This window comes from Campylobacter lari, assembly GCF_900638335.1.
Taxonomy (GTDB): Bacteria; Campylobacterota; Campylobacteria; order Campylobacterales; family Campylobacteraceae; genus Campylobacter_D; species Campylobacter_D lari_E.
In genome coordinates this window covers 284,118-307,762 of the sequence record NZ_LR134508.1, presented here as the reverse complement: position 1 = coordinate 307,762, position 23,645 = coordinate 284,118, and the positions used below count along the sequence as shown (strand labels likewise).

The following is a 23,645-nucleotide window of genomic DNA, read 5'->3' as shown; positions in this document are numbered from 1 at the left end:
TTTTAATATCGGAGCAATTATAGAACTTTTATTCTTAAAATAAATAAAAATTTATAAATTTTTTTTAATATTTCTTAAATAAAAAGATAAAAATAGTCCTAATAAAAACATTAACAAGCTTAGTATTTGACCCATACTCATACCAAAAGCAACAAAGCCTATACCAAAATCAGGCTCTCTAAAAAACTCGCATACAAAGCGCGCTAGGGCGTATAAAATCGTATAGTAAGCAATCAATTCTCCATTATATTTTTTATATTTTTTTATTAATAATAAAACAATAAAAACAATAAAACCTTCCAAAAAAGCTTCATAAAGTTGCGAAGGATGACGTAATATCCCATCTACATAAATACCCCAAGGTACTTCTGTAGCTCTACCAAATAACTCTTGATTTAAAAAATTTCCAATACGACCAAAAATATATCCACATGGCACACTAATAGCAACTAAATCTAAATATTTCCATAAATTTTGCTTATTTTTTTTACAAAAAACATAAGTTGCAATCAAAAATCCCACAACAGCACCATGATAACTCATACCTCTAATCCCTACGAATTCTCCATTATAAAAAGGATTAAAAATTTGCCAAGGATGTGTAAGATACCATAAAGTATGCGCATCATAAATTAAAATATAACCCAATCTTGCACCTAAAATCACCCCTATTTCTACCCATATAAAATAGCTATCAAGCATAGCTTTAGAAATTCCCATATTATCTTTAATCGCATAGTATTTTGCAACCATTAAAGCAACAAGTAAAGCTAGCACATACATAATGCCATACCAATGTACTTTTAAACCAAAAATTTCAAAAGCTACCACATCAAAATTTGCATAAATATTTTGCCAAAATTCCATAAAAAGCCCTTATTATAAAACATATAATATAGCAAAAAATTGTTATAATTATAAAAATCAAAAGGAGGAAAAATGAAAAAAATATTATTATTTTTTAGTATAATTTTATTTTTAAGTGCTTGCACTGGTAATCAAAAAACTTATTATATTTCTATGCCAAATTTTAAAAGCACTTTTGAAGAACACAACCATACAAATGCTAATAGCCCTAAAGTCAAGATCAATGATGTAGAAATTATAAAAAGTACTTTTTATAGTTCATATTTTGAGCAATCTACTCTAAATCAAAGAATCAACAAAAGCTTAGAATTACTCAAAAAACAACTTTTAGAAGATAGCAAAGCATTGCTTCAAAGCAAAGGATATACTATAGATAATGAAAATGCTGATTATGCTTTTAATATAATTATTAATGCTAATTTATATGAAGATAAGGTTAGAAGAAATTCAAGCCTTGGTGGTGATAGTGTGGAGTCTTCTTTTATGATTATTTTAGAAGCCCAAAGTCATTTAAATAATTTACATCAAGAAGATACTTTCCAAAGCACAACAAGCTCGGCAAAATTAAATGATCCTATCATTTTAAATTATCCTATAAAAGGACAAGCAAGCATAGAAAGCTTTAGGGAGGTATATAGTGCCGTTCCTACCCAGCTTAACGAAAGTCTTGCAGCAAGCGCTTTAGAAATTGATAAAGTTTTTGTTGCTTTTTATAAAGAAATCGCATCTGGTTTAAAAACTAGCATCAAAGAAATCAAAGAAGAACCAAAAACACAAGAAAACTCAGAAGTTCAAGATGTAAAACAAGATAGCAAAAAAGAAGAAGAAATCACTCCGTATCAAAATAATGAAGTAATTATTTTTGAATAGCTTGTGCATAAAACACTTTGATCTTAAATTTAAGATTAATGTGTTTTTCTTCAGATTTAAACTCTACAGGAGTGCTAATTTCTATTAAATTTTTATATCTTTGCAAATCATTTAAAAAAGAATAAAAAGCTTGAGGATTTTTCATCTTTACGTTAGCTCCAAATTGGTATTTTAAATACTCTTGCTCTTTTTTAATAGGAATGAGATTAATTTTTACATCATCAAAATATTTTTTCATAAATTCCAATAATTCTTTTTGTGAAAATTCTGCATTGATTTGAGCTAAATTTTGCGCATTTGCCTTTTGAAAATCATCAATAACTTTTTCTAAAGCTTGCAGCTCATTTATTGCTTTAGTATTTTGAATTTGCTGGGTTGCTAATCTTGAATGTTCGATTTTATAATCTTTCAAGAAAGGCACAACTAAAAATAAAATCAAAATTGCACAAAGTGCTACAAATGAAAAAGAGTAAATCAATATCTTTAATATATCAGCTTCTTCTAAGCTCTTATCATTTTTGCTCATACATTTCCTCTGGTATAGTGATATTTACACTTACAAAGCGATACCAACCATTTTCTAATTGATAATAACTTGTTTGAGAATTAGAAAAAATACTCCTTAATGGGGCTTCTAATAACAATGAAAACATTTCTTTAGTAGGTGTAATACCTCTTAAAATAAGTGATCTATCTTCCATTAAAACCTCATCTAAAGATATGTTTTTAGGCACTAGGGTAAAAAGGTTTTGAATACTTTTTAGTAAAACTTTATTTTTGCCATTTTCTTGTTCTTGCTCCAAATTCCCCAAAATCAACTCTGCTTTATCATTTTGTCTTACTAATTCTTGGTATTTAAGCTTATTAGCATTAATTTGTACAATAACTTGAGCTAATTCTTCTTTTTTATTATCAAGTTGCACAGATGCATAATAGCTTTTAAAAACTACCACAATAAATACTACAAAAATCAAAGCAACACTAATGCTAGTAAAATAAATCCAAATTCTAGTAAAAAGATTAAAAACAGGTTTTATCTTAGGTTTGATTAGACTATATCTCATAGTTTTAAGTCCTTCACCATAAGTTCATTCATCAAATTTAAAGTATCTACAAGTTCTACTTTAGGTTTTATAAAAAGCTCATTTTCTAGGTAATCAAGCGAGGTTGAACTAAAACTTTCCTCATCAAAAATCACAATTTCTTCCAAAAAGCTATTATCATACAAAGGATTTTGATAAAATTCTTTTACACTTGAAATGATGTATTCTATCATTTTCATATCCGAGCTAAAATTTTCTAAAGACTCAATAGGAAGTTCTTCTTTTTCTTCATCTAATTCCTCGAGTTTATCAAGCTCTTGGCTCATTTCTTCTAAACTTTTTAAATCATAGTTTTGCTCATCTTCTTCCTCATGACTTTCATCATCAATTTGCAAATCAAATTCTTCTTTAATATCATCAAAAAAATCATCTTCATCATAATTTTGACTAGCTATATTAAAATAACTTCCAAACAATATAGTCTTATTTTTACAAATTAACATTGCAACAAAATCATGGTATCTATATACATAAAGGCCTATTTTTTCTTCAAAACCTCTATTTACCATACAATGATAAAGTAAAGAAAAAGGCGAATAAAGCAAATCCAAACCACCAAAAGCCTCATAATCTTGCTCATATGAGCTTAAAGAATGATTAGAAGCATACAATAAACCATTGTTAAAAGAAATGCACTTGACACTACCTGCATCAACACCAAAATTAGAAAGATCTTTAAAATTTGAGCTTGGCACAACGCCTTGTGCAATAGGAGTAAAAAAAGTGCATATATAATAAATTTGAAAATCTTTAGTTAAATTTTTTACATATTCTATGGCTTTTTCTTTATCTTCAAAGCTTTTTTCAAAAGTATCAACAGCTTGGGATTTTTTCCAAGTATGACATCTTATAATGTATTGTTTTTCATCATAGCAAATACATACTAAAAGTTGCAAAATATATTTTCTAAAAAAAGATAACATAGTGTTTATCCTTTGTCTATTTGACTTATCATATCAAATTTTTCTTTTATCAATACTTTAGCTTCTTCTAAATTTAAATTTTGTATTTTGATTTCTTCACTTAGTCTATAGGTAATCTTAGAAAAAGGTTTAGGTAAGATCATTTTATCCCAACTTTTAAATTCCCAAAAAGAACTTGCTTCATAATTTAGCAAAAAAAGTGGAGCATTTTTTTTCAAAGCTATCATCACAGAACCATCTGAAACGCTATGATAAGGCCCTCTTGGTCCATCTGGAGTGATAATCACATCATCGCCTTGATCTAAAATTTTAAAAGATTGCTTTAATAAAGCCAAAGCACCTTTGCTTGTACTACCCCTTAGAGTATTTAAACCAAAAAATGCAATATTTCTAGCAATAATCTCCCCATCTTTATGGTGTGAAATCATCACATAAGCCTTTTTTCCTTTAATACCCATTTTACAATAAGCAAAAGGCATTAGAGCAAGACGCCCATGCCAAAAAAGTATCACACATGATCTTTTTGGAAGATTTTGCCCTAAATAAACCTTTCTACAAGTTAAAAAAATTAACCATTGTAATAAAAAAATTCCAAAGGCTAAAAGATTAATCTTAAAGGATTTCGCCATTTAACACCATACGTCTAGGATTGGTGATTTTTACTTTTTTCATTTGTCCTAATAACTCTTCACTACCTTTAACTTGAATCAAAAAATTATTATCACTTCTACCTGCTACAAAACCTTCGCTTCTTAATTCTTCAAATAAAACATCAAATTCTTTATCTTTTTGCTTTACAACAATTTCATCTAAAATTTCTGTATGTCTTGCTTGTAAAATACTCAAGCGTTTTGAAGCTATATCATCAGGAATTTGATTTGGCATAGTTGCAGCTTTAGTTAGTGGTCTTTTAGAGTATTTAAAAGAAAACATTTGCTCAAAACGCACTTTTTCAAGCACATCCATGGTATCTTCAAAGTCTTTATCGCTCTCTCCTGGAAAAGCCACAATCACATCAGTAGAAATACTCACATCTTTACACATAGAACGCAATTTTAATGCTCTATCTAAATACCACTCTTTAGTATAACCGCGTTTCATAGCCTTTAAAATTTCACTTGAACCACTTTGTAAAGGCATATGCATAGACTTACATACTTTAGGATTTTTAGAAAAAACTTCTAAAAATCTATCATCCATATGTAACGGATGTGGGCTTGTAAAGCGGATACGCTCCAAACCTTCGATTTCACTTAATCTTTCCAAAAGATCTGAAAAATTAATCTTTTCATGTGCATTAGAAAATCTTTTACCATAATTATTAACATTTTGCCCTAGTAAAAAAATCTCCTTAGCACCTTTAGCAATAGCTTTCAATGCTTCATTTTTAATAATATCAAAAGGTATAGAAATTTCATCTCCTCTTGTGTGAGGTACTATACAATAAGTACAATGCTTATCACAACCTATAGATATATTAACATAGGTTTTATAAAGGCTATTTCTAAAATCTGCAAAAGCATAATTACTCTCATCAAAATCTATATCATTACCTAAAAATTTTGGCGTATTTACAGCCTTTGTGATTTTAGAAACATTTCTAGCACCCAAAACAAAATCTACATTAGGAGCACGCTTGAAAATCTCATCTCCCAAATGTGAAGCAGTGCAACCACAAACTCCTATTTTAGCACCATTTTTTTTGATTTTTTCAAAACTTCCAACTTCTGAAAAAAGCTTATGTACAGGCTTTTCACGTACTGAGCAAGTATTGATTAAAATCAAATCTGCTTCTTTTACATCTTGAGTTAATTCATAATTTTCTTTTTCTTTAAGTTCGGCTATCATATGCTCTGAATCACGCACATTCATAGCACAACCTAAAGTTTGTATAAAAAGTTTTTTACTCAAAGAATGTGTACCTCATACATAAAATCTGTATCATCTAAACCATATTTGATTGTTCTATGATAAACACATTTTCCTTTTTTTTCAAAATGCTCTACTAAAGCGATTAATTGCTTATGTGCATTATCTTTATCAAAATAGAAAAATTTTTGACCTTCTTTTTCCACAGCCTTTTCAATACTTTCTAAACTTATGCTTTTTGGCTTTTCATCAACAGAGGTTCTTGCTATTTTTAAATCCATATCATCATCCTCAAGTTTTTTTAATCTGAAATTATAGCAAATTTTACTTTTAATTAAACTTATTAAAGATATAATTTTATTCTTCAAATTTTTAAAATCCAAAATTAAGGTTGTATTGTTATTATGGAAAAAATCACAGATATAATTGAATCCATTGCTAATGAGAAAAATTTACAAATAGAAGATGTAAGAGAAAGAGTTAAAAAAGCGCTTATTAATACTGCTAAGAAAATTTATGGTGATAAGTATGAATTTTTTGTTGATTCAAGCAAAAATTTACAACTCTATCAAAAAATCATCGTAGTAGCTGATAATGATGAAAGATTAGAATATGAAAATGAACATTTTATCGCTTTAAGTAAAGCAAAAACTGAAGCTAAAGATGTAGAAATTGGCGATGAGCTAACTTATGAATGCTCTTTAGAAAATTTAGGTCGTACTGCTGTAAATATCTTACACAAAGAATTAGAATATAATATCCAAAAACTCTTAGAAGAAAAAATCTATGAAAAATACCAAAAAATGGTAGGACACATGGTTTTTGGTAGCGTAGTAAGAGTAGATAGTGAAGAAAATACTTATGTAGAAATTGATGAGTTTCGTGCATATTTACCTAGAAAAAATCGTATTAAAGGTGAAAAATTTAAAGTAGGCGATGTAATTAAAGCTGTTATTAGACATGTATATATTGATAAATCAGGTATGAAAATGGAACTTAGTAGAACTAGCCCTAAATTTTTAGAAGCTTTATTAAAAGCTGAAGTTCCTGAGATTAAAGATGGTCTTATAAATATTTATGCAAGTGCAAGAATTCCAGGTGAAAGAGCAAAAATCATCTTACAAGCTAATAGTCCAAGCGTTGATGCAGTAGGAGCAACTGTGGGTATAAAAGGAGTTAGAATCAATGCTGTAAGCAAAGAATTAAAAAATGAAAATATTGACTGCATTGAGTATTCTAATGAAATGGCAATCTTAATCACTAGAAGCTTAGCTCCAGCCATTATAAACTCAGTTAACATTAAAGATAAAAAAGCTATTGTAACGCTGAATAGCGAGCAAAAAAGCAAGGCTATAGGAAAAAGTGGTATTAATATACGCTTAGCTAGTATGCTTCTTGGATATGAGATAGAGCTTAATGAAGTAAATAATGAAGATAAAACTAACAATCAAGAAGAAGCATTTAAAAATCTTAAAGCTTTATTTGGAGAAAATTAAAGCTGCTTACCGACGGTTTGCTCGGTAAGTTTTTTCTTTAAAACCAAATCTACAACTTCTTGCTCTCTTTTATTTGCCTTTTGGCAATGATTTTTGTCAAAAAAATCTGTGATTTTAATAACTATTTTAGCCCATCTTTTATCGCGTTCTCTCCAAGCATGAGATGATAAAGACTCCCAAGCATAACCATTAAACAAAGTAGCATTGACAAAATGATCAAGCGCTCTCACACCTTGTCTAACCCTAGCAGGATTACCAAAAGTACCCACTATAACAATAAAAAGATAACTAATCACCGCTAAAGGAACGATAGCACAAAGTAGTATGGTTCCTGCTAATTTTTCTTTCATTTTTGCCTTTTTATAAATCTTATATTCATACCATTTGCCGATCTTATAGTAAGTCTTCCTACTATATCAGGTACGAAATTTTCTTCTAATTCTAACTTATAAGTTCTTAAAATATTAGCTAAAATCAAAACAGCCTCTTGCATAGCAAAGCCCTGCCCTATACACACACGCTCTCCCATACCAAAAGGCATATAGGTGTCTTTTTTAATCTTGCTTTTATCTTCATGGCGACTTGGATCAAACTCATGTGGATTTTCCCAAAAACTATCATGTCTATGGATGAGCCATGGAGCCACCACTACACCTGAACCTTTTTTGATAAGCTTATCTCTCATTTTGTTATCATTTCTTGCTTCTCTAGCAAAAAAGCCAACTGGTGGATAAAGTCTTAAACTTTCTTTAAACACATTTGTAAGATATTTCATTGCTCTAATATGCTCTATCTTAAATTCTTCATTACCTGCAACTTGCATGATTTCTTCATAAGCTTTTTGTTGCTCATCTGGAGAAATACTTAAAATATATAGTGTCCAAGTTAGTGAGCTTGCAGTAGTTTCATGACCCGCTAAGAAAAGCATGGCAACTTGGTCTAAAATTTCATTAAAAGAAAATCTCTCATTAGTATCTGCATCTACCACCATAAGCAATGATGATAAAATATCTTCATATTTTCCTTGATCATTTGTAGTATTATCATATCTTGGTTTTATAATATCTGATAAAACCTTGCGTATAACTCCGCCTGCTTTGAGTCTTTTTCTCTCGCCCAAAAGATTTGAAAGCCAAGTTGGGAAGCGAAACATTCTTCGCATAGCTGTTTTAACTGTTTCTTCTTGCACAGTTACAAAAGCATCTAAAACAAGTTTGCCTTTTTGCTCATCAAGTTTTGATGACATGATAGTTCTAAAAATCACATCTGCGGTTACAAAAGTCATAGCCTCATCTACTTCTATAACTGCTTTATCCTCATATTTTGCAAATCTTGCCATCATATCTGAAGCTGCTTCACTCATCAAATTAAAAACCTTAGAAATCCTTGTCATTTCAAAAGAAGGCCTTAAAAGCTCTCTTTGCTTTTCCCATACTCTATCGTTAGTTGTAAAAATACTTATACCCAAAAGTGGCTCTAAAAGTTCATGTAAAAGTTGGCTTTTTGGGTATTCTCTAACCTCATCTACCATGATGCGTCTAACTTCTTTTGGATCATTTACTACATATAGATCAAATCCAGGCATTTTTACTCTACCCATCATCATCTTATAGCTTCGCTCATAAAGTCCATCAAGCCATGATCTTCTTTTTAGTAAAAAAGTAGTTAATGTAGAAGCTTTATTTTTATAAGGCTTTGGATGAAAAGGACACTGACCCATGTTTTTCTCCTAATTGATTTTTTCTTCTAACTTATTTTTACCTATGATAAATTCAAAAAAGTTATATACTCCTTGAATTTGAGTGGCAAATAAATATAAAAAATGTGCTTTATATTTATCTTTTTTGATTTTTTTATAATCTTTACTTTTATACAAGGTATGAAATTTAGCCGAAAGGTATTTTGGACTAAATTGTGCTTTTACTCCACTTGTGCGTATAAAATCAACTTGTGCAAAACAAGCACCATCGATAATAGAAGTAAAATCATACCATATTAAATTTTTACTTCCTAAATACTCTAAGTCTTTTCTAAACTCAAAAGATCTTTTTTGATAGCTTACCAAAGGTATGCACTCGCCTAAAGTTAAAACCTTTAAATTTTCAAAAGATATATTTTCATCTTCACATTTTCTAAGCACTTTTGCTAAAACATTTATGCAAAGCACCGTTCCTACGCTATGTGCACTTAATATGAGCTCATAGTTTTTATCATTTACATTTTCTTTTAGTTTTTCAAAGATAACTCTAGCAAAATCATCCATTCTTAACTCAAGCTCACCTTGGGAATTTTTCTCCCAGTTTGCACAAAAAGAACAAATTCTAGCTATCCAAAAAACAGCTAATTTCTTGCCTATTTTATAAAGCATTTTTGGTAAAAATACTAATGATAAAATAAAAGCTAAAATTCCAAAAACAATATGAAAATTTTGCAAATACAACAAACTTCCAAAAGCACAAACTAAAGTAAAAATCAAACTCAAAAGTACATAAAAAAATGGATAATAACCTGTGATAAGTTGGTGCGGAGATTCTTTACCAAATTTTAAAAAAAGCCCTGTGATGGTATAAATTCTAAAAAAACTATAACAATCACCCAAAGCATCTTTTATACCCTCTGACCAGTTTTTTTTGACTATATCATTCCAACTTAAAAAGGTGTAAGTAATACTTGTATACGGGGTTTGAATTTGCCAAAAAGCATATGCATCAGCCTGAGCTTTTGATAAAGTATAATCATAATTTAAAAGTGTATTTTGCTCGGCTAAATTTTTTTTAAACATAGCATAATAATGCCTATATCCTCTAGGATCATAACCAGCTATATAAAAAACATCTCTTTTTTGGCATATTTTTTTCATCAACATCCTAAGTAAATTTAATACTGAATTTAAAAATATAGCTAAAGTTGTTATCTTTGTCAAATGCTTATTTAAAAGCTAAATGAGGGGTTTTTACTCTGAAATTATTCATTAAAAAATATTTTATAAAATAAATAAAAATTTATAAAATCAAGAAAGAACTTATGAATATAATCTTACTAGGTGGCAGTAATAGTGTAGTTAAAAATGGTCTTAGGATAGGTCTTGAAAATAAAAATATTTCATTGCATAATTACGCTTTAGGGCTTAGCACTTCTTTACAAAATCTTTATGAATTAATACGCCATGAAAAAACTATAAATAAAAGTGATTTTCTCATCAGCGAATCAAATATCAATGATTATTTAAGCCCTATGAGTTTAAATATTATACTTAGAAATATTGATTATTTTTACGAAGAACTTTACAAAGCAAACAAAATTACCATAGTGCTTATACTCCCCATACCAGCTTGTAATGATAAATCAAAAGCTATTAATGAAGCTCATAGGAAAAATTGTGCTTATTATGGTTTTAATCTAATCGATGTAGACTTTTACTACCAAAAAAATAATCTTTATGATTTTGATCAAAACTATAAATTCCACCCTATGCCACTAGCTATCCAAGAACTTGGAAAAAACATCATTAAAAATTTACACAGCTTTAAAAAATCCAAAGAAAATATCATTTGCTCAAAAAGAAAATTTCATATCTTTACACCCTCAAATTCAACTAAAATAGAACATAAAAACTCATTTTTTTGTGAAAAAACTACAAAGATTAAAGCTAATGAAAAAATCATTTTTCCAAAAGAGTTAAAAAACTATCAAATATTAGGCATACACACTTGGAATCACACTAACTCATCAACCCATGCTATATCATCTATAAGCATTGAAAACTCATCTTTTAAATTAGTAAAAAATTTTGGACTTATCAATACTTTTCAAGATATACAAAATGAAAAAGCAATTTGTGATGAACAAACCTTTTTGTATGTTAATACACAAATTATCAAGCAAAGTGAGGAAAGTTCGGGCTTAAGCATAGCAAATGAAAAAACACCAAGGCTTGATTATGTGGACTTAATAGGAATTTTACTTTTAGAAAATGATAATGATAAAAAAATTGAATGCAAAATTCAACTTACAAATACCCATGATTCTTTAATACCACCTATAGCATTTTACAAAGAATTAGTACTAGAATACCATGAACTAAAAAAACTTGATATGCAAACATTTTTACAAAGTCAAAATCATAATCTTTTGCGTTTTTTAAATCACAAAGGCTTAAAAAATGAATATGAGATATTCATCCATCAAAACAATAAACTTTATGGAGCTAGTTTAAGGATAAAAGAAAGATTAAGCTATAAGCTTGGGGAAGCTATCATGAAAAATAGCAAAAGCTATCTAGGATATTTTAAAATACCTTTTGAATTAAGAAAAATCAAAAAAGAGCATTTTAAAAATCAAAAAGATCAAAAAAATCTACCGCCACTAAAAGCTTATGCTGACTATAAACACGCTCAAATAGCCAAAACACATTTACCTTATCTTTTAGGTAATGCACTTTTACAAGCTTCAAGAACTCCTTTTAAAATAGGCTATTTAAGTTTACCTTTTAAACTGAAAAAAATTGCAAAAAACTATAAAAAGAAAATTTTAATCTAAACTAGTATTTTTGAAAAAATTCCCATTAACTTGGGTTTTATATATCACATAATTTCTAAATTTAGCGTGCAAAACAGCATCAGGCTTATATGCTCTACATTCTTTCCAAAAAGTATGCAAGCTTTTTTGATAAGTCAAACCTTCAATATCATAAAAGGCTTTTCCCATAACTTTTAAAGGGCTGTTGTGATATAAAGCAGAAAGTCCTACTGTACTATTTATGACTATAGTGCCTCTTGTATTGATTAAAAGTGTAGGTAAGTGTAAGTCATGTACATATAAAATTCTACCCTCAACATTATATTTTAAGCTCAAATCTTCTATAAGTTTAGTATAGTCCCTATAGCCACGATCCATAGGATGATGCTTAAAAACTAAATAAGACTTTGCTTTGGCATGATTGGCAAAAGAGATAATCACTTCTTCTATAAATTTTTCTGTAGTTTTTTTATAATGATGGGAGAGTTGAGTATCATTGTGCACTTGTAAAATAGCCAAAAAATACTTTTGCTTTAGGGAAAGAATTTTTTCGTTTAAACTTTTTTCTGTGATTTTGTATTTATTTTTTCTATATACTGAACAAAACCAAGGTAAAAAGTCAAATAGCTTTAAACTTCTATGGTGTAAAGAATTGTTAAAACACCAAGAAAATAAAAAAGCAAAAAGCCAGTATAAAAACGAAGCAAAGGCCATATTTCTAAAAGTACTTGAGAAAGTTTTAAATTTAAAATCTTTATCGAATTTTTTCTGACTTAGATAAAATTCTTTTTCTCTTGACAAAGTGGAGTTTGCATTCACTCCATCTTTTTCAAAAGTAATAAAATTTGGTCTTATATAACCTTCTTCAAAAATCCATATTTCAATATCCATTTGCTTAGCTACATTAATGGCGATTTCATGTACTTTTCTACAATCATTATACATCAAGATAACTTGAATTTGTTTTTCTTCAAAAAGCTTTTTATAAAAATCCTCAAGCTCGGCTAAACTTTTAGTGTAATTAATACTTTTAAAAGGGTAAAAGAAAAAATCTCCGCCATTAAAATTTACTTTATAAACCTTAGCTTGCGGGATTTTTGTAGCAATTTTACGAAAAAATCCACCCACAGGTCCTTGGAGCAATAAAACATTTTTACCAGAAAATTTTTTTAACTTTTTACTTAAATTCATCTAATCAAAATAAATTCTATTAATCTTCTTATTTTTCTTAATATATAAATTCTTATATCCATAAACCAACGCAAATAAAATTTAGAAAAATAATCTTTTTGCATTTTTAACATTATATCTAATGCAAGCTCAACTTCACATAAATTTTTACTTTTTGGATGGATATATCTTGGATAAAGAATCAAAACTCCCGCAACTAGCTCTTCTAAACTAAGCACTCTTGTGCGTCTTGGGATTTGATGTAAATCTGTAGTCAAACCCCAACCTGCATAAAAAGGCTTGCCATAGACCACTACTTTTTTACCACGCAAAAGAGCATCAAAACCACTTGTAGAGGTTATAGTGTGGACTTCATCACATGCATTTATAGCACTATCTATGCTGACATTTTCTATAATTTTATCGCAATATTTTAAAATAATGCTTTTATCTTTTAAACCCTTACGGTTACCACTTAAAACATCGGGGTGAGGTTTAAAGACTATAAAAGCATTTTCATTTATCTCTCTTACGCTTTGTAAAAGTTTTAAGGTATCAAAACCTACACCACCTAAGATCATAGAAACATCATCTTCCACTTGAGCAGGGATTAAGATGATTTTTTTATTGGTGTTAAAATTTAGCTTTTCATGCTTTAGGCCATTGTATTTTGAAAATTTATTTTGCGTGATAGCAGCGATGAGTTTTTTAGCTCTTTGTTTTAAGTTTTCATCAAAGATATGATTTTGTAAAATATCTTCTAAATCACTTGGTTTGCTTGGATCAACATATAAGCCTTTACTATCTACTATCAAAGAAAAAGGGCGTGTAAGGTCTGAACCTAAAAATACCGAGCGTAGAAAGCCATCTTCTACTAGAAAAATTGCATTATTAAAATCTCTAGCTAGCAAAGCTTTATCATATTTTTTACCCCAAATGAAAATTTTATCTTCAGGATTTAAATTCGCTTTATAAAGTTCACCCGGTGAGTTTAAAAAAATAATTTTATTGTTTTTGGCCTTAAAAAATGGCTTCATAAACCAACGCTTCCACAAAGTAAAACCTAAAAAATACAAAGTATTTGAATTAGCATGCTCTATCTTTTTATACTTTGCTAGAGTATGAATAGTGTCAAAAATATCGCTTTTTTGATTTAAGTAAGGATTAAAATACTCACTATATAAAATATAAGCAGCACAAAAAACCTCTTCTAAAGTTCTTTTTTTAAGTCTTCTTTTGCACTCTAACTTATCTTGAGTCAAACCCCAGCCTGCATAAAATGGCATGCCATAACACACACATTCTCGTTTTAACATCAAAGCTTCAAAACCCATACCAGAAGTTTTAGTATAGACTTTCTTAAAATGACTTAGAAATTCTATGGGATTATAATTTTCTTTTATAACTACACAACTATTTGGTAAATCTTGCACATCAAAATCACTTTGCTTTTTACCACTTAATACATCAGGATGAATTTTAATGTATATTTTAGCATTTGGATTTTCTTTAATAGCATCATTTATGATATCTTGGGTTGAAAATTTATTAGCTAAACCAAATTTCAGTGAAGCATCATTTGCCACTTGAGTGATGATTAATACGCGTTCTTCGTTAGCACTAAAAAGCTCTTTTGGTACACATAGATTATTATTATACTTGCTAAGTTTTTCTTTTTTTATAAGCTCTATAGCTTTTTTTGCTTGTTCTAACTCTTCAAAACTAAATTCGTGAGTATTTAAAATATTTTCAAGTTTAGATGGAGTCGTGGTATCATAGTAAATTCCCACATCATCTTTGACAATAGAAAAACTAGGGCTATTTTCTACACCTAAATTTAATGAGCGTAAAAAGCCATCTTCTAAAAGCAAAAATTTTGCACTATATTTTTTAGCTAATTTTATAGCTTCTAAACCTGACTTTTTTCTACCCCAACCTACAAAAATATCTTCCTTTGTGATATTTTTGTAGATACGATATAGAACTGTTTTATAAAAATTTTTAACATTTTTTTTCAGTTTTTTAGATACGGTATAAAATTTCATAATTTTCTCTTTTTTATAGAAAATCAAATATAAAGCAAATTAGAAGGTTGTATCTATTTCCTGATATTAATATATTTTTCTAAATCTTCAGGGGTTCCAATACCATGCATTTGTCTATAATCAATGTTGTATATACCTATTTTTGCTCTATCTTTTATCGCATAATTGTATACAGGGCAAGTGTAAAATTCACCATTCACACGGTCATTTTCTATAATCATATTTATCGCAGAATTTACAAATATACTCCCTCTATTAAAATAATAAATTCCAACTGTAGCTATATCAGAAATAACTTCTTTTTCCTTTACGTATTCTACAATATTATGCGAATCTAATTTAACAAAAGACCATTTTGGATTTTTCTCACTATCTATAAAAGTTAAAATCGATCCATCTAATCTGCGTTTGGTGCAATCTTTAATATATTTATTAATATCCATATCAACTATTTGATCAGAATTTGCTATAAGCAATGGTATTTCATTATCAATCTTACTTTTAGCATAAAGAACCGTACAAGCTGTGCCTTCTGTTAATTTATCTATACCTATAAAATGCACATTAAAATTTGATCTTATATATTCAACCAATGCTTGCTCACTTTCAAGATGTTCTTTTCTTGCTATTAAAATATAGTTAGCACTCGGAATACATAAATTCTCAAGCACCCTAACAATCATTGGTTTACCTAAAACATCTATAAATGGTTTTGGTTTTAAAAATCCAGCTTTAGCAAAACGGCTACCAAGACCAGCCATAGGTATGACAACATTAATCATTTATTTCTCCTATATATTTATCTTCATTAGCCCCTGGAATTTTTACAACTACCGTAATAGTATCTTCCAAAGCTTTAAAATCTGTAGATTCTTTTGGGTATATAACTATAATATCATTTTTTGTATATATTTTATTACCCATTTGCACTTTACCTTCGATAATTACAGTAATTTCGGTGGCTATTTTGTGATAATGTTTATCTTCATAATCATCTTTTTTATAATGTTTTACACCAACTTCAACCAAATCTGTTTTTATAACACTTGGATCAAAATTTCCAACAAACCAACCGCGAATCATATCTTGTAAGCTAAATACTTCCATTTTCAATCCTTAGGAATATCTAAATACGCTCTCAATTCTTTCATCTTTTCTTTATCCCACTTAATAATATCTACACCTTCCAATCTTTGTTTATCCAACACCAGCACAAACTCAATAATCGCAACATCACCTTCCGTATAAATATTCTTAGCGCTAAAACTCAATTTATTACAACTATTAAATATATTCTTTACAACTTCCAAAGATTTACTTTTTCCTTCCACTCTTTTAACAATAGGATCTTCAAGTACAAAATCATCATCAAGAAGTAAAGATACGCCATTTAAGTCTTTCTCGCTAAAAACTTTTATATATTGTCTAGTTAACTCTTTTAGCATTTTTTATCCTTTCATATTCACTGATTTTAGCATGACTATAAAAAGTAAAGTAGTGATTCGGATCAATAGTTACATTGATCACTTTTTTATTTTTTAAAATTAACTCATTTAAAGTTGAGGCTATGTAATATTTTCCCATATAATTTACATCTTTTTTTATAACATTTTTAGCAGCATTGAATAACAAATCTAAATTCTTAAAATAATAAAATCCAGCAATAGCATTTTTACTTATAGGTTTTTTCTCAAAAGACTCTAAAACCAAATTATTATCTTCGTTACATTTTACATAAGCCCATCTTGGATGAATATTCTCAAAACTTAACACACCAGCATCGCATTGCTCAAAATTAAAAAGAATCTCTCTTAAGTCATACTCAAAAATTTGATCCATATTAACCACTAAGACAGGATTTTCCTTTTGTATGTCATCTACAGCCATCATAACCGAGCAAAGCATTCCTTCTGTCTCATTTTTTAGAACTATTATTTTACATTTACCATCAGTTAAGACATTAATAGCATCATCTAAATGATACCTTCTAACATCATCTTGTTTTAAAATAAAAACAAAACGTTTTTCTTTCACACTATCATAGTTTCTTATGAAATGTTCTAACATAGTTTTGCCACAAATTTCAATAAATGGCTTTGGAAAGCCATCTTTATCTTCGCTAAAGAAAGAACTTTTACCCGCCAAAGGAACAACTATATCAATCATCTATTCTCCTTTTGGAAGTTATTAATATGCTTTAAGATATTTTCATAATTAACTTCAGTGATTTCTTCCACTATCATTACATTGGCTCCACTAGCTCTAGCTGCTTTTATACCGTTTTCATTATCCTCTATAATCATACATTCTTTTGGGTGCAAATTCATTTTTTCTATAGCCTTGTTATACATCTCAGGATCAGGCTTTCCTTTTTTAACATCTTCATTAGAAATGTAAAAATCTAAATACACATCAAGAGAAGCTTTTTGCATCATTACTTCTATAGTATTTCTAATAGAATTAGAACATACAGCCATCTTATAACCACTCTCTTTAAGTTTAGAAAGAGCATATTCATGGTGAAATCTTGGTTTACATAAACTATAAACCAAATCCATGGTGTATTGTTGCTTTAGCTCATTAATAAATCCATGTAAGCCCATAGGTAAACCTTTTTCCAAAGAAAGCATTTTTAGTTTATCTTTTGTTGGTAAACCATCAAAGGTTGTAAGATGTTCTATACGGGAAATTTCCATTCCAAAAAGTCTTAATGCTTTATTTAACGCCTCATAATGCCAATCTTTAGCTTCAATCAAAACGCCATCCATATCAAAAAGTATTGCTTTAATCTTAAACATTAAAAAACTCCCTTGCTTGAATAGGATAATCTGTACAAAGCATCAAACTATCATCGTTATCTAATTTTTTAGATATTTCTTTATATTCTTGCCACTCTTTTTTAAAATCTCTTTTATGTAATTCAGGGGAAACAATACATATTTTTTTATTATTTTCTAAATGCTCCCGAATAATCTTCTCATCAATCCAATGTTCATAAAATTCATCCATCCATACTCCACATGCTTCATTATAAAAACTAGGTTGTTTTTCATATTCACTTTGTCTTGTAAAAACATTAAAACCTGCTTTTATATAGAGCAAAGTATCTGGAATTGACATATCAAATACAAAGTAGCTATTAATATCATATTTCTCTAAAAATTCTTTCAAAATTCTTTGAAGTCCATCGGCTTTTATATTTAACGCCAAAGGAAAATTATTAGAGAATCTTTTATATAAAGCAAAAAAATCATCTAGAGTCAAACAATTGCTATTTGGCATATCATGTGATATAACAATTTGCTCTAACATATCTCGCAAGTCAGTCTCAACACCAAAATCGTTACAAAAACTTCGCTCAAACGCAAGCAAAGCATTCTTTTCACTTTCCTTAACCCAAAATCCTCTATGAGCAATAATTTTCACAAACAACTCCTTGTTATAACTAAACCTATACAATCATAAATAATACCGCAACATAATAAAACACAAACTTAAAGTACACAATACTGATGTTGCTAAAATTAATAACTTAACTTTGCTTCTTCAACTTCCTAATCTCAAATAGCAACTTGATATACCCCCCCCCATACCAAGTTTTATTAGCTTGTATAAGAGCTTGACCTAGTTTATAAGTAAAACATTCTTTTTCTTTTAAGGCTTCTTTGTAATCAGGATAAGATTCTAGCGAAGGTAATATTAAGGAAGAATCTTTTTTTATTTTTTCTTGATAGATTTTTTGTTCTTGTTTATGCTTATCATAAATATATGATAATACAAAAGGCATTCTTATATAACCAAGTATAGATTTAGAATTAACTATCATAGCTTGACCCAGTTTATAAGAAAGTTGATTTTGGATACGAATTTTAGCTGTTGTATAATTTATTTTAAACAATAAATCATCTCGAAAAATTTCTAATTGTTTGATTTTAGTATTGTTTCCTTCGGCTTCTAATTCTAATTGTTTGATTTTAGTATTGTTTCCTTCGGCTTCTAATTCTAATTGTTTGATTTTGTTTTCCAAAAGAATTTCTGGGTGTGTATTCCAGCCGAGAATAAATTCTTCTCTCTGTAAAAAGAAGTCTTTATACATAGTATAATTAACTGGTATAACAAGAAAACCTTCATTTTGTTCACTTTTATAGCATTCTTGAGAAGCACTAGAAAAATAAACAATATCTCCTTCATTTATATATCTTGGATCTGCAACCTGCGATCTTCTAAAAAAATTATTACCACAAAACACATGCTTATCAGGTAAAGCGCGACCGGACTTCTTTATCTCATCAATATATCGTTGCACCTTTAAAGGGGTACAAAATAGCACATCAGCTCTCGTATATATAATATATTCATAATCTATTGAATGTATTATTTGGTATCTCTCTCTAATTCGATTGCCTCTTTGCTTAGACAGAAGTCCACCGTGAATCCCATCAGGCAATTTTTCTACGGATATTGCTACAGGGTTATAAATTTTTATAATTTCATCCACTTCTTCGCTTTGTATCTCTCTCTCGTTTTTAAAAATTTTATGTTTTGCATGCCAACTACCTTCCGACGAACTTAATTTATCCCAAGTATGTATAAATATATCTATTTCCCAACCATCGTCTTTATTTGCTTCTACAATATTCTTTAAAAAATTTTTATATGTTTTTTGATATGTTCTAAGATGACCAAAAAATTGAATCGCCAATTTTTTATTTGTTACAAGATCTTTCATAATCATCTTCCAATCTTACTATATCATCTTCACCTGTGTATTCACCTACTTGAACTTCTATCATCACAATAGGAATTTTGCCATAATTGCTTAAACGATGTTTTTGTCCCATTTTTATATAGATTGATTCATTAGGTCTTACTAAATTTTCAACTCCATCTACTTCTACGCTTGCTATACCGCTTAAAACTATCCAATGTTCATTTCTGTGAAAATGTTTTTGCAAAGAAAGTCTTTTACCAGGTTTAACTTCTATACGTTTGATTTTATATCCTTTTTCATCTTCAAGTATAGTAAAACTCCCCCAAGGTCTATGTGTGCAAAGATGATTTTTACTTAAATTTTCATTTTCTTTAATAGCTTCATAAATTTGCTTTACTTTTTGAGAGGATGATTTTTTACTAATTAAAAGTGCATCTTGAGTATCTATGATAAATATATTATCAAGATCAATTGTAGCTATAAATTTCTTTTGATCGCTTGCATAGCAAAAGATATTATTAGAATCTAAAAATTTAGTATTAACATTAGAGTAATTATTACCATTATTAAACTCTTTAGCTAAGCTTTCAAAGCTTCCTACATCACTCCAAGAAATATCACTAGGTATTACTTTTACTTTGTTTGATTTTTCCATTAGAGCATAATCTATGCTTAGTTCTGGAATTTTCTTCATGTCTGCTGATTTGATTTTAATAAAATCATTTTGCATCAAAGCATTTTTATGCGCTTTTAAACAAAAATCATATATTTCTTTTGCATAAGTTTGCATTTGCTCTAAGAAAAAACCAACTTTAAACATAAACATACCAGAATTCCATAAATAACTTCCATCTTCTAAAAATTCTTTAGCATTTTTAAAATTTGGTTTTTCTATAAAAGCTTCAGCATCATAAGCGTTTTTAGATTTAATATAGCCATATCCAGTATGTGGATTATCAGGTTTTATGCCAAAAGTTACAAGATAATTGTTATTTGCAAATTCTATAGCTTTAGTTATTGCTTCTTGATATGCTTTTTCATTTTTGATTAAGTGATCACTTGGTGTAATTAAAACTATCTCTTCTTTAGGCAAAGATAAACAAGCCAAAGTAATAGCTGCCGCAGTATTTTTTGCTAATGGTTCCAAAATAAACCTAGTATTACTTGTGTTTGAAATTTGATCAAGAGCCAGAAAATACTGTTCTTCATTGCATACTATTAAAGTATTAAAGCAAAATTTGGAATTTCTTTGCAAAGTCAATTCAAATAAAGTCTTATTATTAAATAATTTTAAAAATTGTTTTGGCATTAGTGTTCTGCTAAGTGGCCAAAGTCTCGTGCCGCTACCACCACAAAGAACAATGTTAGTCATTAATAAACCTCTTCTGTAAATATTTTTATTTTAATAATTATATCTATGATTAATGTTACATTATATAATATTACTCCTGTGTACACCTTAAGAAAGAGAGTTAAAACATAATTTATCAACTTTGCATATCTAAAAACATGATTTCATTATATATTCTTTTACAACACTCACCATCTCTAAATTTAAAAGTTGACATGATGTTATGCTTATAAATACCTTTTATCTCACAATCATCTTTAAGAAATTTTTCAATATTATCAATTAATTCATCTTCACTTATTGCAACTGGACCAAATCCATCTTTATCAAAATCAAAATAACCCAACTGAGAAGTATGATTATCTAAATTAAAATATTCATCTTTATCAAATTGAAAATACAATACAGGTTTTTCTAAATAAGCCATCTCAAAAGCTACACTAGAATAATCTGTTATCATCATCGAAGACTTTATAAATAAATCACTCAAACTACAATTATCTTCACGTTGATAAACTTCTATATAATGAGGAATATCCATTAAAGGCAACATAACTCTCATATTAATATGAGGACAAAATATGATTTTATAGTCAAATTTAACACATAATTCTCTAAATCTCTGACTTTTTAAAACACTCATCCAATTGATATAGTAATCACTGATAAACAAATCATCACTTATTTGTTTGTTAGCTGTATCTTCATTCAAGGGCTTAACTAATGTTTTTCTCCAAGTTGGCATTATTAATATAGTTTTTTCTTGGCTTCTAGCTTTTTTGGCATAAAGTCTATCATGTCTAGGAAGACCTGTCAATTTTACTTCTCTTTTTGTGTATAAATATCTATTACAATTATCAACTATTGAATGATATTCATTTTCCGTTGATGTAACAAATAAATCGATTTTTTTAGTATTCAACCATCTAGATAAATCATCTCGTATTACACCATGTTGTAAAAAGACAAAAAAATTTACATTTTCAAAATGCTTCAAAATATAATTATCTGCATGTGATGATATCAAAATATAAGTATTTTTTGCAAGAGCTTTAAAATCATCTGAGTTAAAATCCACCAAATTAAACCCTTCATCTTCAAGTCTTTTCCAATCAATAGAAGTTGAATCTAATGCAAAATATATTTTTTTATCCGGATGGTTGTGCATTACATATCTATACATACATTCAGCATTATCATCTGCTTCATAATCTCTATCGATAAACATCCAAACATCCTTTACTTGATGTGGAATAGATAATCTTGAATATAATTTATCGATAGAAAGCATAGAATAATGTTTTCCCTCAAATGAGATTTTAGTTACTTGTGAATTTAAATATATTTTCAAAAAATTAGCAGTCCTATATTCTTGTAATTTTAAGTATATTCTACATTGATAAATAAAAACTTCATTTATAAAATCATATTGTACTATTTTATACTCAAAGTTAATTTTATTATTATCAATATATATTTCAATATTTTCAATATTACTAGTTTCCATAAAACACATTAACACCACTTCTTTTTTATACAAATTAAGACTATCAATATAAACTATTTGAAAAGGTGGCTTTTCTTTTTTAAAGCAATTTAAAATTCCTACTTTATGAAAAAACCAACAACCAGCTAAATTAAAATCCATTATAGTATCATTATCTATATAAGTAAAAATTTTTCTTAACAAATCAAAATATTTTCGTTTTTCAGAAAAAGCCATAAAAGCAATTTTTTCCGGACAATTAATAAGAGAATTGATCTGCCAATAAAAAAAATATAAAGCAATATTTTGTGCATATTTAATATCAAAAGACTTCTTTTCAAACTTATAAAATAACTGTTGAATATATTCTCCAATTTGAAGATATACATTCTTATCTAATAAAGCTTTAGATGTGGTGGAAGATATATTTTTTCTATAAAAGTACACAGAATCTTGCAAATAGCAGATTTTAAAATCAGAATTATCTAAAATATAATCATAAAAAAATAAACCGTCTTCAAAATTTGATTTTAAATTTTTATCTTCATTAAATAATGTTTTAATATCATTAAAACAAAATAAAGAAGTTGTTGAACTCTGCATTTCATTTTGCAAATCACGGAAGAATTTTATATTTATTTTTCTATTAAATTTATAACTTAAAGGATGTTGATTAGTTGCTTCTGTTTGATTATTAAATATCAGAACATTAGTAGCAATTACTTTAACATCATCATCTTGATGAGTTGCTAAGAATTTATCTATTTCATAAAAATAATGTCTATCTAAGAAATCATCTGGATCGGTAAAAGTAACCCATGGAGTTTTATAGTTGTTTTCTTGCATATATTTTAAACCTAAATTTCTCGCACTAGCTTGTCCACCATTTTCTTTATAAAGATAGACAATGTTTTTTGGGTATTTTTCTTGATATTTTTTAATAATATTTGCAGAATTATCCGTAGAGCCATCATCTACTAGTATCATAAAGATATTTCTTTTAAAATCAAGTCTTTGATTTATAATTGAATTAAAATAATCATCTAAATATTTTTCTGTGTTGTATACAGCTGATATTATTGTATATTGAGTAAAGCCTTTGTATTTTTTCCTTTTTTCAATAGCATCCTTGAAGAATAGTTTTGGATTTTTAAACATTTTTTTTACTTTTTTAAAAACAAACATAAACAACCTTTTTGTATTCAAAAATAGGCCTTGAATTATAATTTAAATTTC

The 23,645-nt window shown here is 28.3% G+C and carries 24 protein-coding genes; 3 read left to right on the top strand and 21 right to left on the bottom strand.

Annotated elements, in window-relative coordinates; all coding sequences use genetic code 11:
• Window positions 1-51: 51 nt before the first annotated feature.
• Window positions 52-867, bottom strand: coding sequence for a prolipoprotein diacylglyceryl transferase (gene lgt / locus EL235_RS01685; RefSeq protein WP_039617577.1), 816 nt, complete (start codon window positions 865-867; stop codon window positions 52-54).
• A 72-nt stretch (window positions 868-939) separates the two neighbouring features.
• On the opposite strand from lgt, the gene EL235_RS01680 reads away from it, so the two are divergent.
• Window positions 940-1,737, top strand: a complete 798-nt coding sequence (locus EL235_RS01680) for a membrane lipoprotein lipid attachment site-containing protein (RefSeq protein WP_126340672.1) — start codon at window positions 940-942, stop codon at window positions 1,735-1,737.
• Here the strand turns inward: EL235_RS01680 and EL235_RS01675 are convergent.
• The 6 genes from EL235_RS01675 to EL235_RS01650 are packed head-to-tail and all read right to left on the bottom strand — an operon-like array spanning window position 1,724 to window position 5,913.
• The gene (locus tag EL235_RS01675) at window positions 1,724-2,263 is read right to left on the bottom strand and encodes a hypothetical protein (RefSeq protein WP_039625395.1); all 540 of its coding nucleotides are present in this window, start codon (window positions 2,261-2,263) and stop codon (window positions 1,724-1,726) included. The two genes, EL235_RS01680 and EL235_RS01675, sit on opposite strands and share 14 nt — an antisense overlap.
• Window positions 2,250-2,801, bottom strand: a complete 552-nt coding sequence (locus tag EL235_RS01670) for a hypothetical protein (protein WP_126340671.1) — start codon at window positions 2,799-2,801, stop codon at window positions 2,250-2,252. Before EL235_RS01670 ends, EL235_RS01675 begins: the two co-directional genes overlap by 14 nt.
• Window positions 2,798-3,763: a DUF8341 domain-containing protein gene (locus EL235_RS01665; RefSeq protein ID WP_114640061.1), complete on the bottom strand. Its 966-nt coding sequence runs from the start codon at window positions 3,761-3,763 to the stop codon at window positions 2,798-2,800. Before EL235_RS01665 ends, EL235_RS01670 begins: the two co-directional genes overlap by 4 nt.
• Window positions 3,764-3,768: 5 nt before the next feature.
• A complete protein-coding gene (locus EL235_RS01660; RefSeq protein WP_126340670.1) occupies window positions 3,769-4,392 on the bottom strand; it encodes a lysophospholipid acyltransferase family protein in 624 nt (207 codons plus the stop codon).
• Window positions 4,376-5,674: a tRNA (N6-isopentenyl adenosine(37)-C2)-methylthiotransferase MiaB gene (gene miaB / locus EL235_RS01655; RefSeq protein ID WP_126340669.1), complete on the bottom strand. Its 1,299-nt coding sequence runs from the start codon at window positions 5,672-5,674 to the stop codon at window positions 4,376-4,378. Before miaB ends, EL235_RS01660 begins: the two co-directional genes overlap by 17 nt.
• Window positions 5,671-5,913: an HP0268 family nuclease gene (locus EL235_RS01650; RefSeq protein ID WP_039625391.1), complete on the bottom strand. Its 243-nt coding sequence runs from the start codon at window positions 5,911-5,913 to the stop codon at window positions 5,671-5,673. The genes miaB and EL235_RS01650 overlap by 4 nt, the downstream gene beginning before the upstream one ends.
• A gap of 123 nt (window positions 5,914-6,036) precedes the next feature.
• Between EL235_RS01650 and nusA the strand changes: the two genes are divergently transcribed.
• Window positions 6,037-7,128 (top strand): transcription termination factor NusA, encoded by a 1,092-nt coding sequence (gene nusA, locus EL235_RS01645; RefSeq protein WP_114640058.1) that lies wholly within the window; start codon window positions 6,037-6,039, stop codon window positions 7,126-7,128.
• Here the strand turns inward: nusA and EL235_RS01640 are convergent.
• The 3 genes from EL235_RS01640 to EL235_RS01630 are packed head-to-tail and all read right to left on the bottom strand — an operon-like array spanning window position 7,125 to window position 9,988.
• Window positions 7,125-7,478: a M14 family metallopeptidase gene (locus EL235_RS01640; RefSeq protein WP_039625388.1), complete on the bottom strand. Its 354-nt coding sequence runs from the start codon at window positions 7,476-7,478 to the stop codon at window positions 7,125-7,127. The two genes, nusA and EL235_RS01640, sit on opposite strands and share 4 nt — an antisense overlap.
• Window positions 7,475-8,848, bottom strand: coding sequence for a cytochrome P450 (locus EL235_RS01635; protein WP_114640057.1), 1,374 nt, complete (start codon window positions 8,846-8,848; stop codon window positions 7,475-7,477). The genes EL235_RS01640 and EL235_RS01635 overlap by 4 nt, the downstream gene beginning before the upstream one ends.
• Before the next feature lie 9 nt (window positions 8,849-8,857).
• On the bottom strand, window positions 8,858-9,988 hold the full coding sequence (locus EL235_RS01630; protein ID WP_126340668.1) for a DUF829 domain-containing protein: 1,131 nt from the start codon (window positions 9,986-9,988) through the stop codon (window positions 8,858-8,860).
• A 164-nt stretch (window positions 9,989-10,152) separates the two neighbouring features.
• On the opposite strand from EL235_RS01630, the gene EL235_RS07915 reads away from it, so the two are divergent.
• Complete coding sequence (locus EL235_RS07915; protein WP_197719680.1) at window positions 10,153-11,667, top strand: SGNH/GDSL hydrolase family protein; 1,515 nt, start codon at window positions 10,153-10,155, stop codon at window positions 11,665-11,667.
• Here EL235_RS07915 and kpsS read toward each other — a convergent pair.
• The 11 genes from kpsS to EL235_RS01570 all read right to left on the bottom strand — a co-directional run bounded on the left by kpsS (window position 11,659) and on the right by EL235_RS01570 (window position 23,594).
• Window positions 11,659-12,837: a capsule polysaccharide modification protein KpsS gene (kpsS, locus tag EL235_RS01620; protein WP_126340667.1), complete on the bottom strand. Its 1,179-nt coding sequence runs from the start codon at window positions 12,835-12,837 to the stop codon at window positions 11,659-11,661. The two genes, EL235_RS07915 and kpsS, sit on opposite strands and share 9 nt — an antisense overlap.
• On the bottom strand, window positions 12,834-14,861 hold the full coding sequence (locus EL235_RS01615; protein WP_126340666.1) for a capsule polysaccharide biogenesis protein: 2,028 nt from the start codon (window positions 14,859-14,861) through the stop codon (window positions 12,834-12,836). The genes kpsS and EL235_RS01615 overlap by 4 nt, the downstream gene beginning before the upstream one ends.
• 53 nt (window positions 14,862-14,914) lie before the next feature.
• On the bottom strand, window positions 14,915-15,640 hold the full coding sequence (locus EL235_RS01610) for a glycosyltransferase family 2 protein (RefSeq protein ID WP_126341187.1): 726 nt from the start codon (window positions 15,638-15,640) through the stop codon (window positions 14,915-14,917).
• Entirely contained in the window at window positions 15,636-15,968 is a 333-nt protein-coding gene (locus EL235_RS01605) for a hypothetical protein (protein WP_126340665.1), read from the bottom strand. Before EL235_RS01605 ends, EL235_RS01610 begins: the two co-directional genes overlap by 5 nt.
• Window positions 15,969-15,970: 2 nt before the next feature.
• Complete coding sequence (locus EL235_RS01600; protein WP_126340664.1) at window positions 15,971-16,306, bottom strand: nuclear transport factor 2 family protein; 336 nt, start codon at window positions 16,304-16,306, stop codon at window positions 15,971-15,973.
• On the bottom strand, window positions 16,287-17,027 hold the full coding sequence (locus tag EL235_RS01595; protein WP_126340663.1) for a glycosyltransferase family 2 protein: 741 nt from the start codon (window positions 17,025-17,027) through the stop codon (window positions 16,287-16,289). The genes EL235_RS01600 and EL235_RS01595 overlap by 20 nt, the downstream gene beginning before the upstream one ends.
• Window positions 17,024-17,659, bottom strand: a complete 636-nt coding sequence (locus tag EL235_RS01590; protein ID WP_126340662.1) for an HAD family hydrolase — start codon at window positions 17,657-17,659, stop codon at window positions 17,024-17,026. Before EL235_RS01590 ends, EL235_RS01595 begins: the two co-directional genes overlap by 4 nt.
• Entirely contained in the window at window positions 17,652-18,287 is a 636-nt protein-coding gene (locus EL235_RS01585) for a PI-PLC domain-containing protein (protein ID WP_126340661.1), read from the bottom strand. Before EL235_RS01585 ends, EL235_RS01590 begins: the two co-directional genes overlap by 8 nt.
• A gap of 106 nt (window positions 18,288-18,393) precedes the next feature.
• A complete protein-coding gene (locus tag EL235_RS08175) occupies window positions 18,394-18,957 on the bottom strand; it encodes a DUF8374 domain-containing protein (RefSeq protein WP_503487511.1) in 564 nt (187 codons plus the stop codon).
• A gap of 610 nt (window positions 18,958-19,567) precedes the next feature.
• Window positions 19,568-20,944 (bottom strand): mannose-1-phosphate guanylyltransferase/mannose-6-phosphate isomerase, encoded by a 1,377-nt coding sequence (locus EL235_RS01575; RefSeq protein WP_126340660.1) that lies wholly within the window; start codon window positions 20,942-20,944, stop codon window positions 19,568-19,570.
• 115 nt (window positions 20,945-21,059) lie between these two features.
• Window positions 21,060-23,594 (bottom strand): CDP-glycerol glycerophosphotransferase family protein, encoded by a 2,535-nt coding sequence (locus tag EL235_RS01570; protein ID WP_126340659.1) that lies wholly within the window; start codon window positions 23,592-23,594, stop codon window positions 21,060-21,062.
• Window positions 23,595-23,645: the final 51 nt, after the last annotated feature.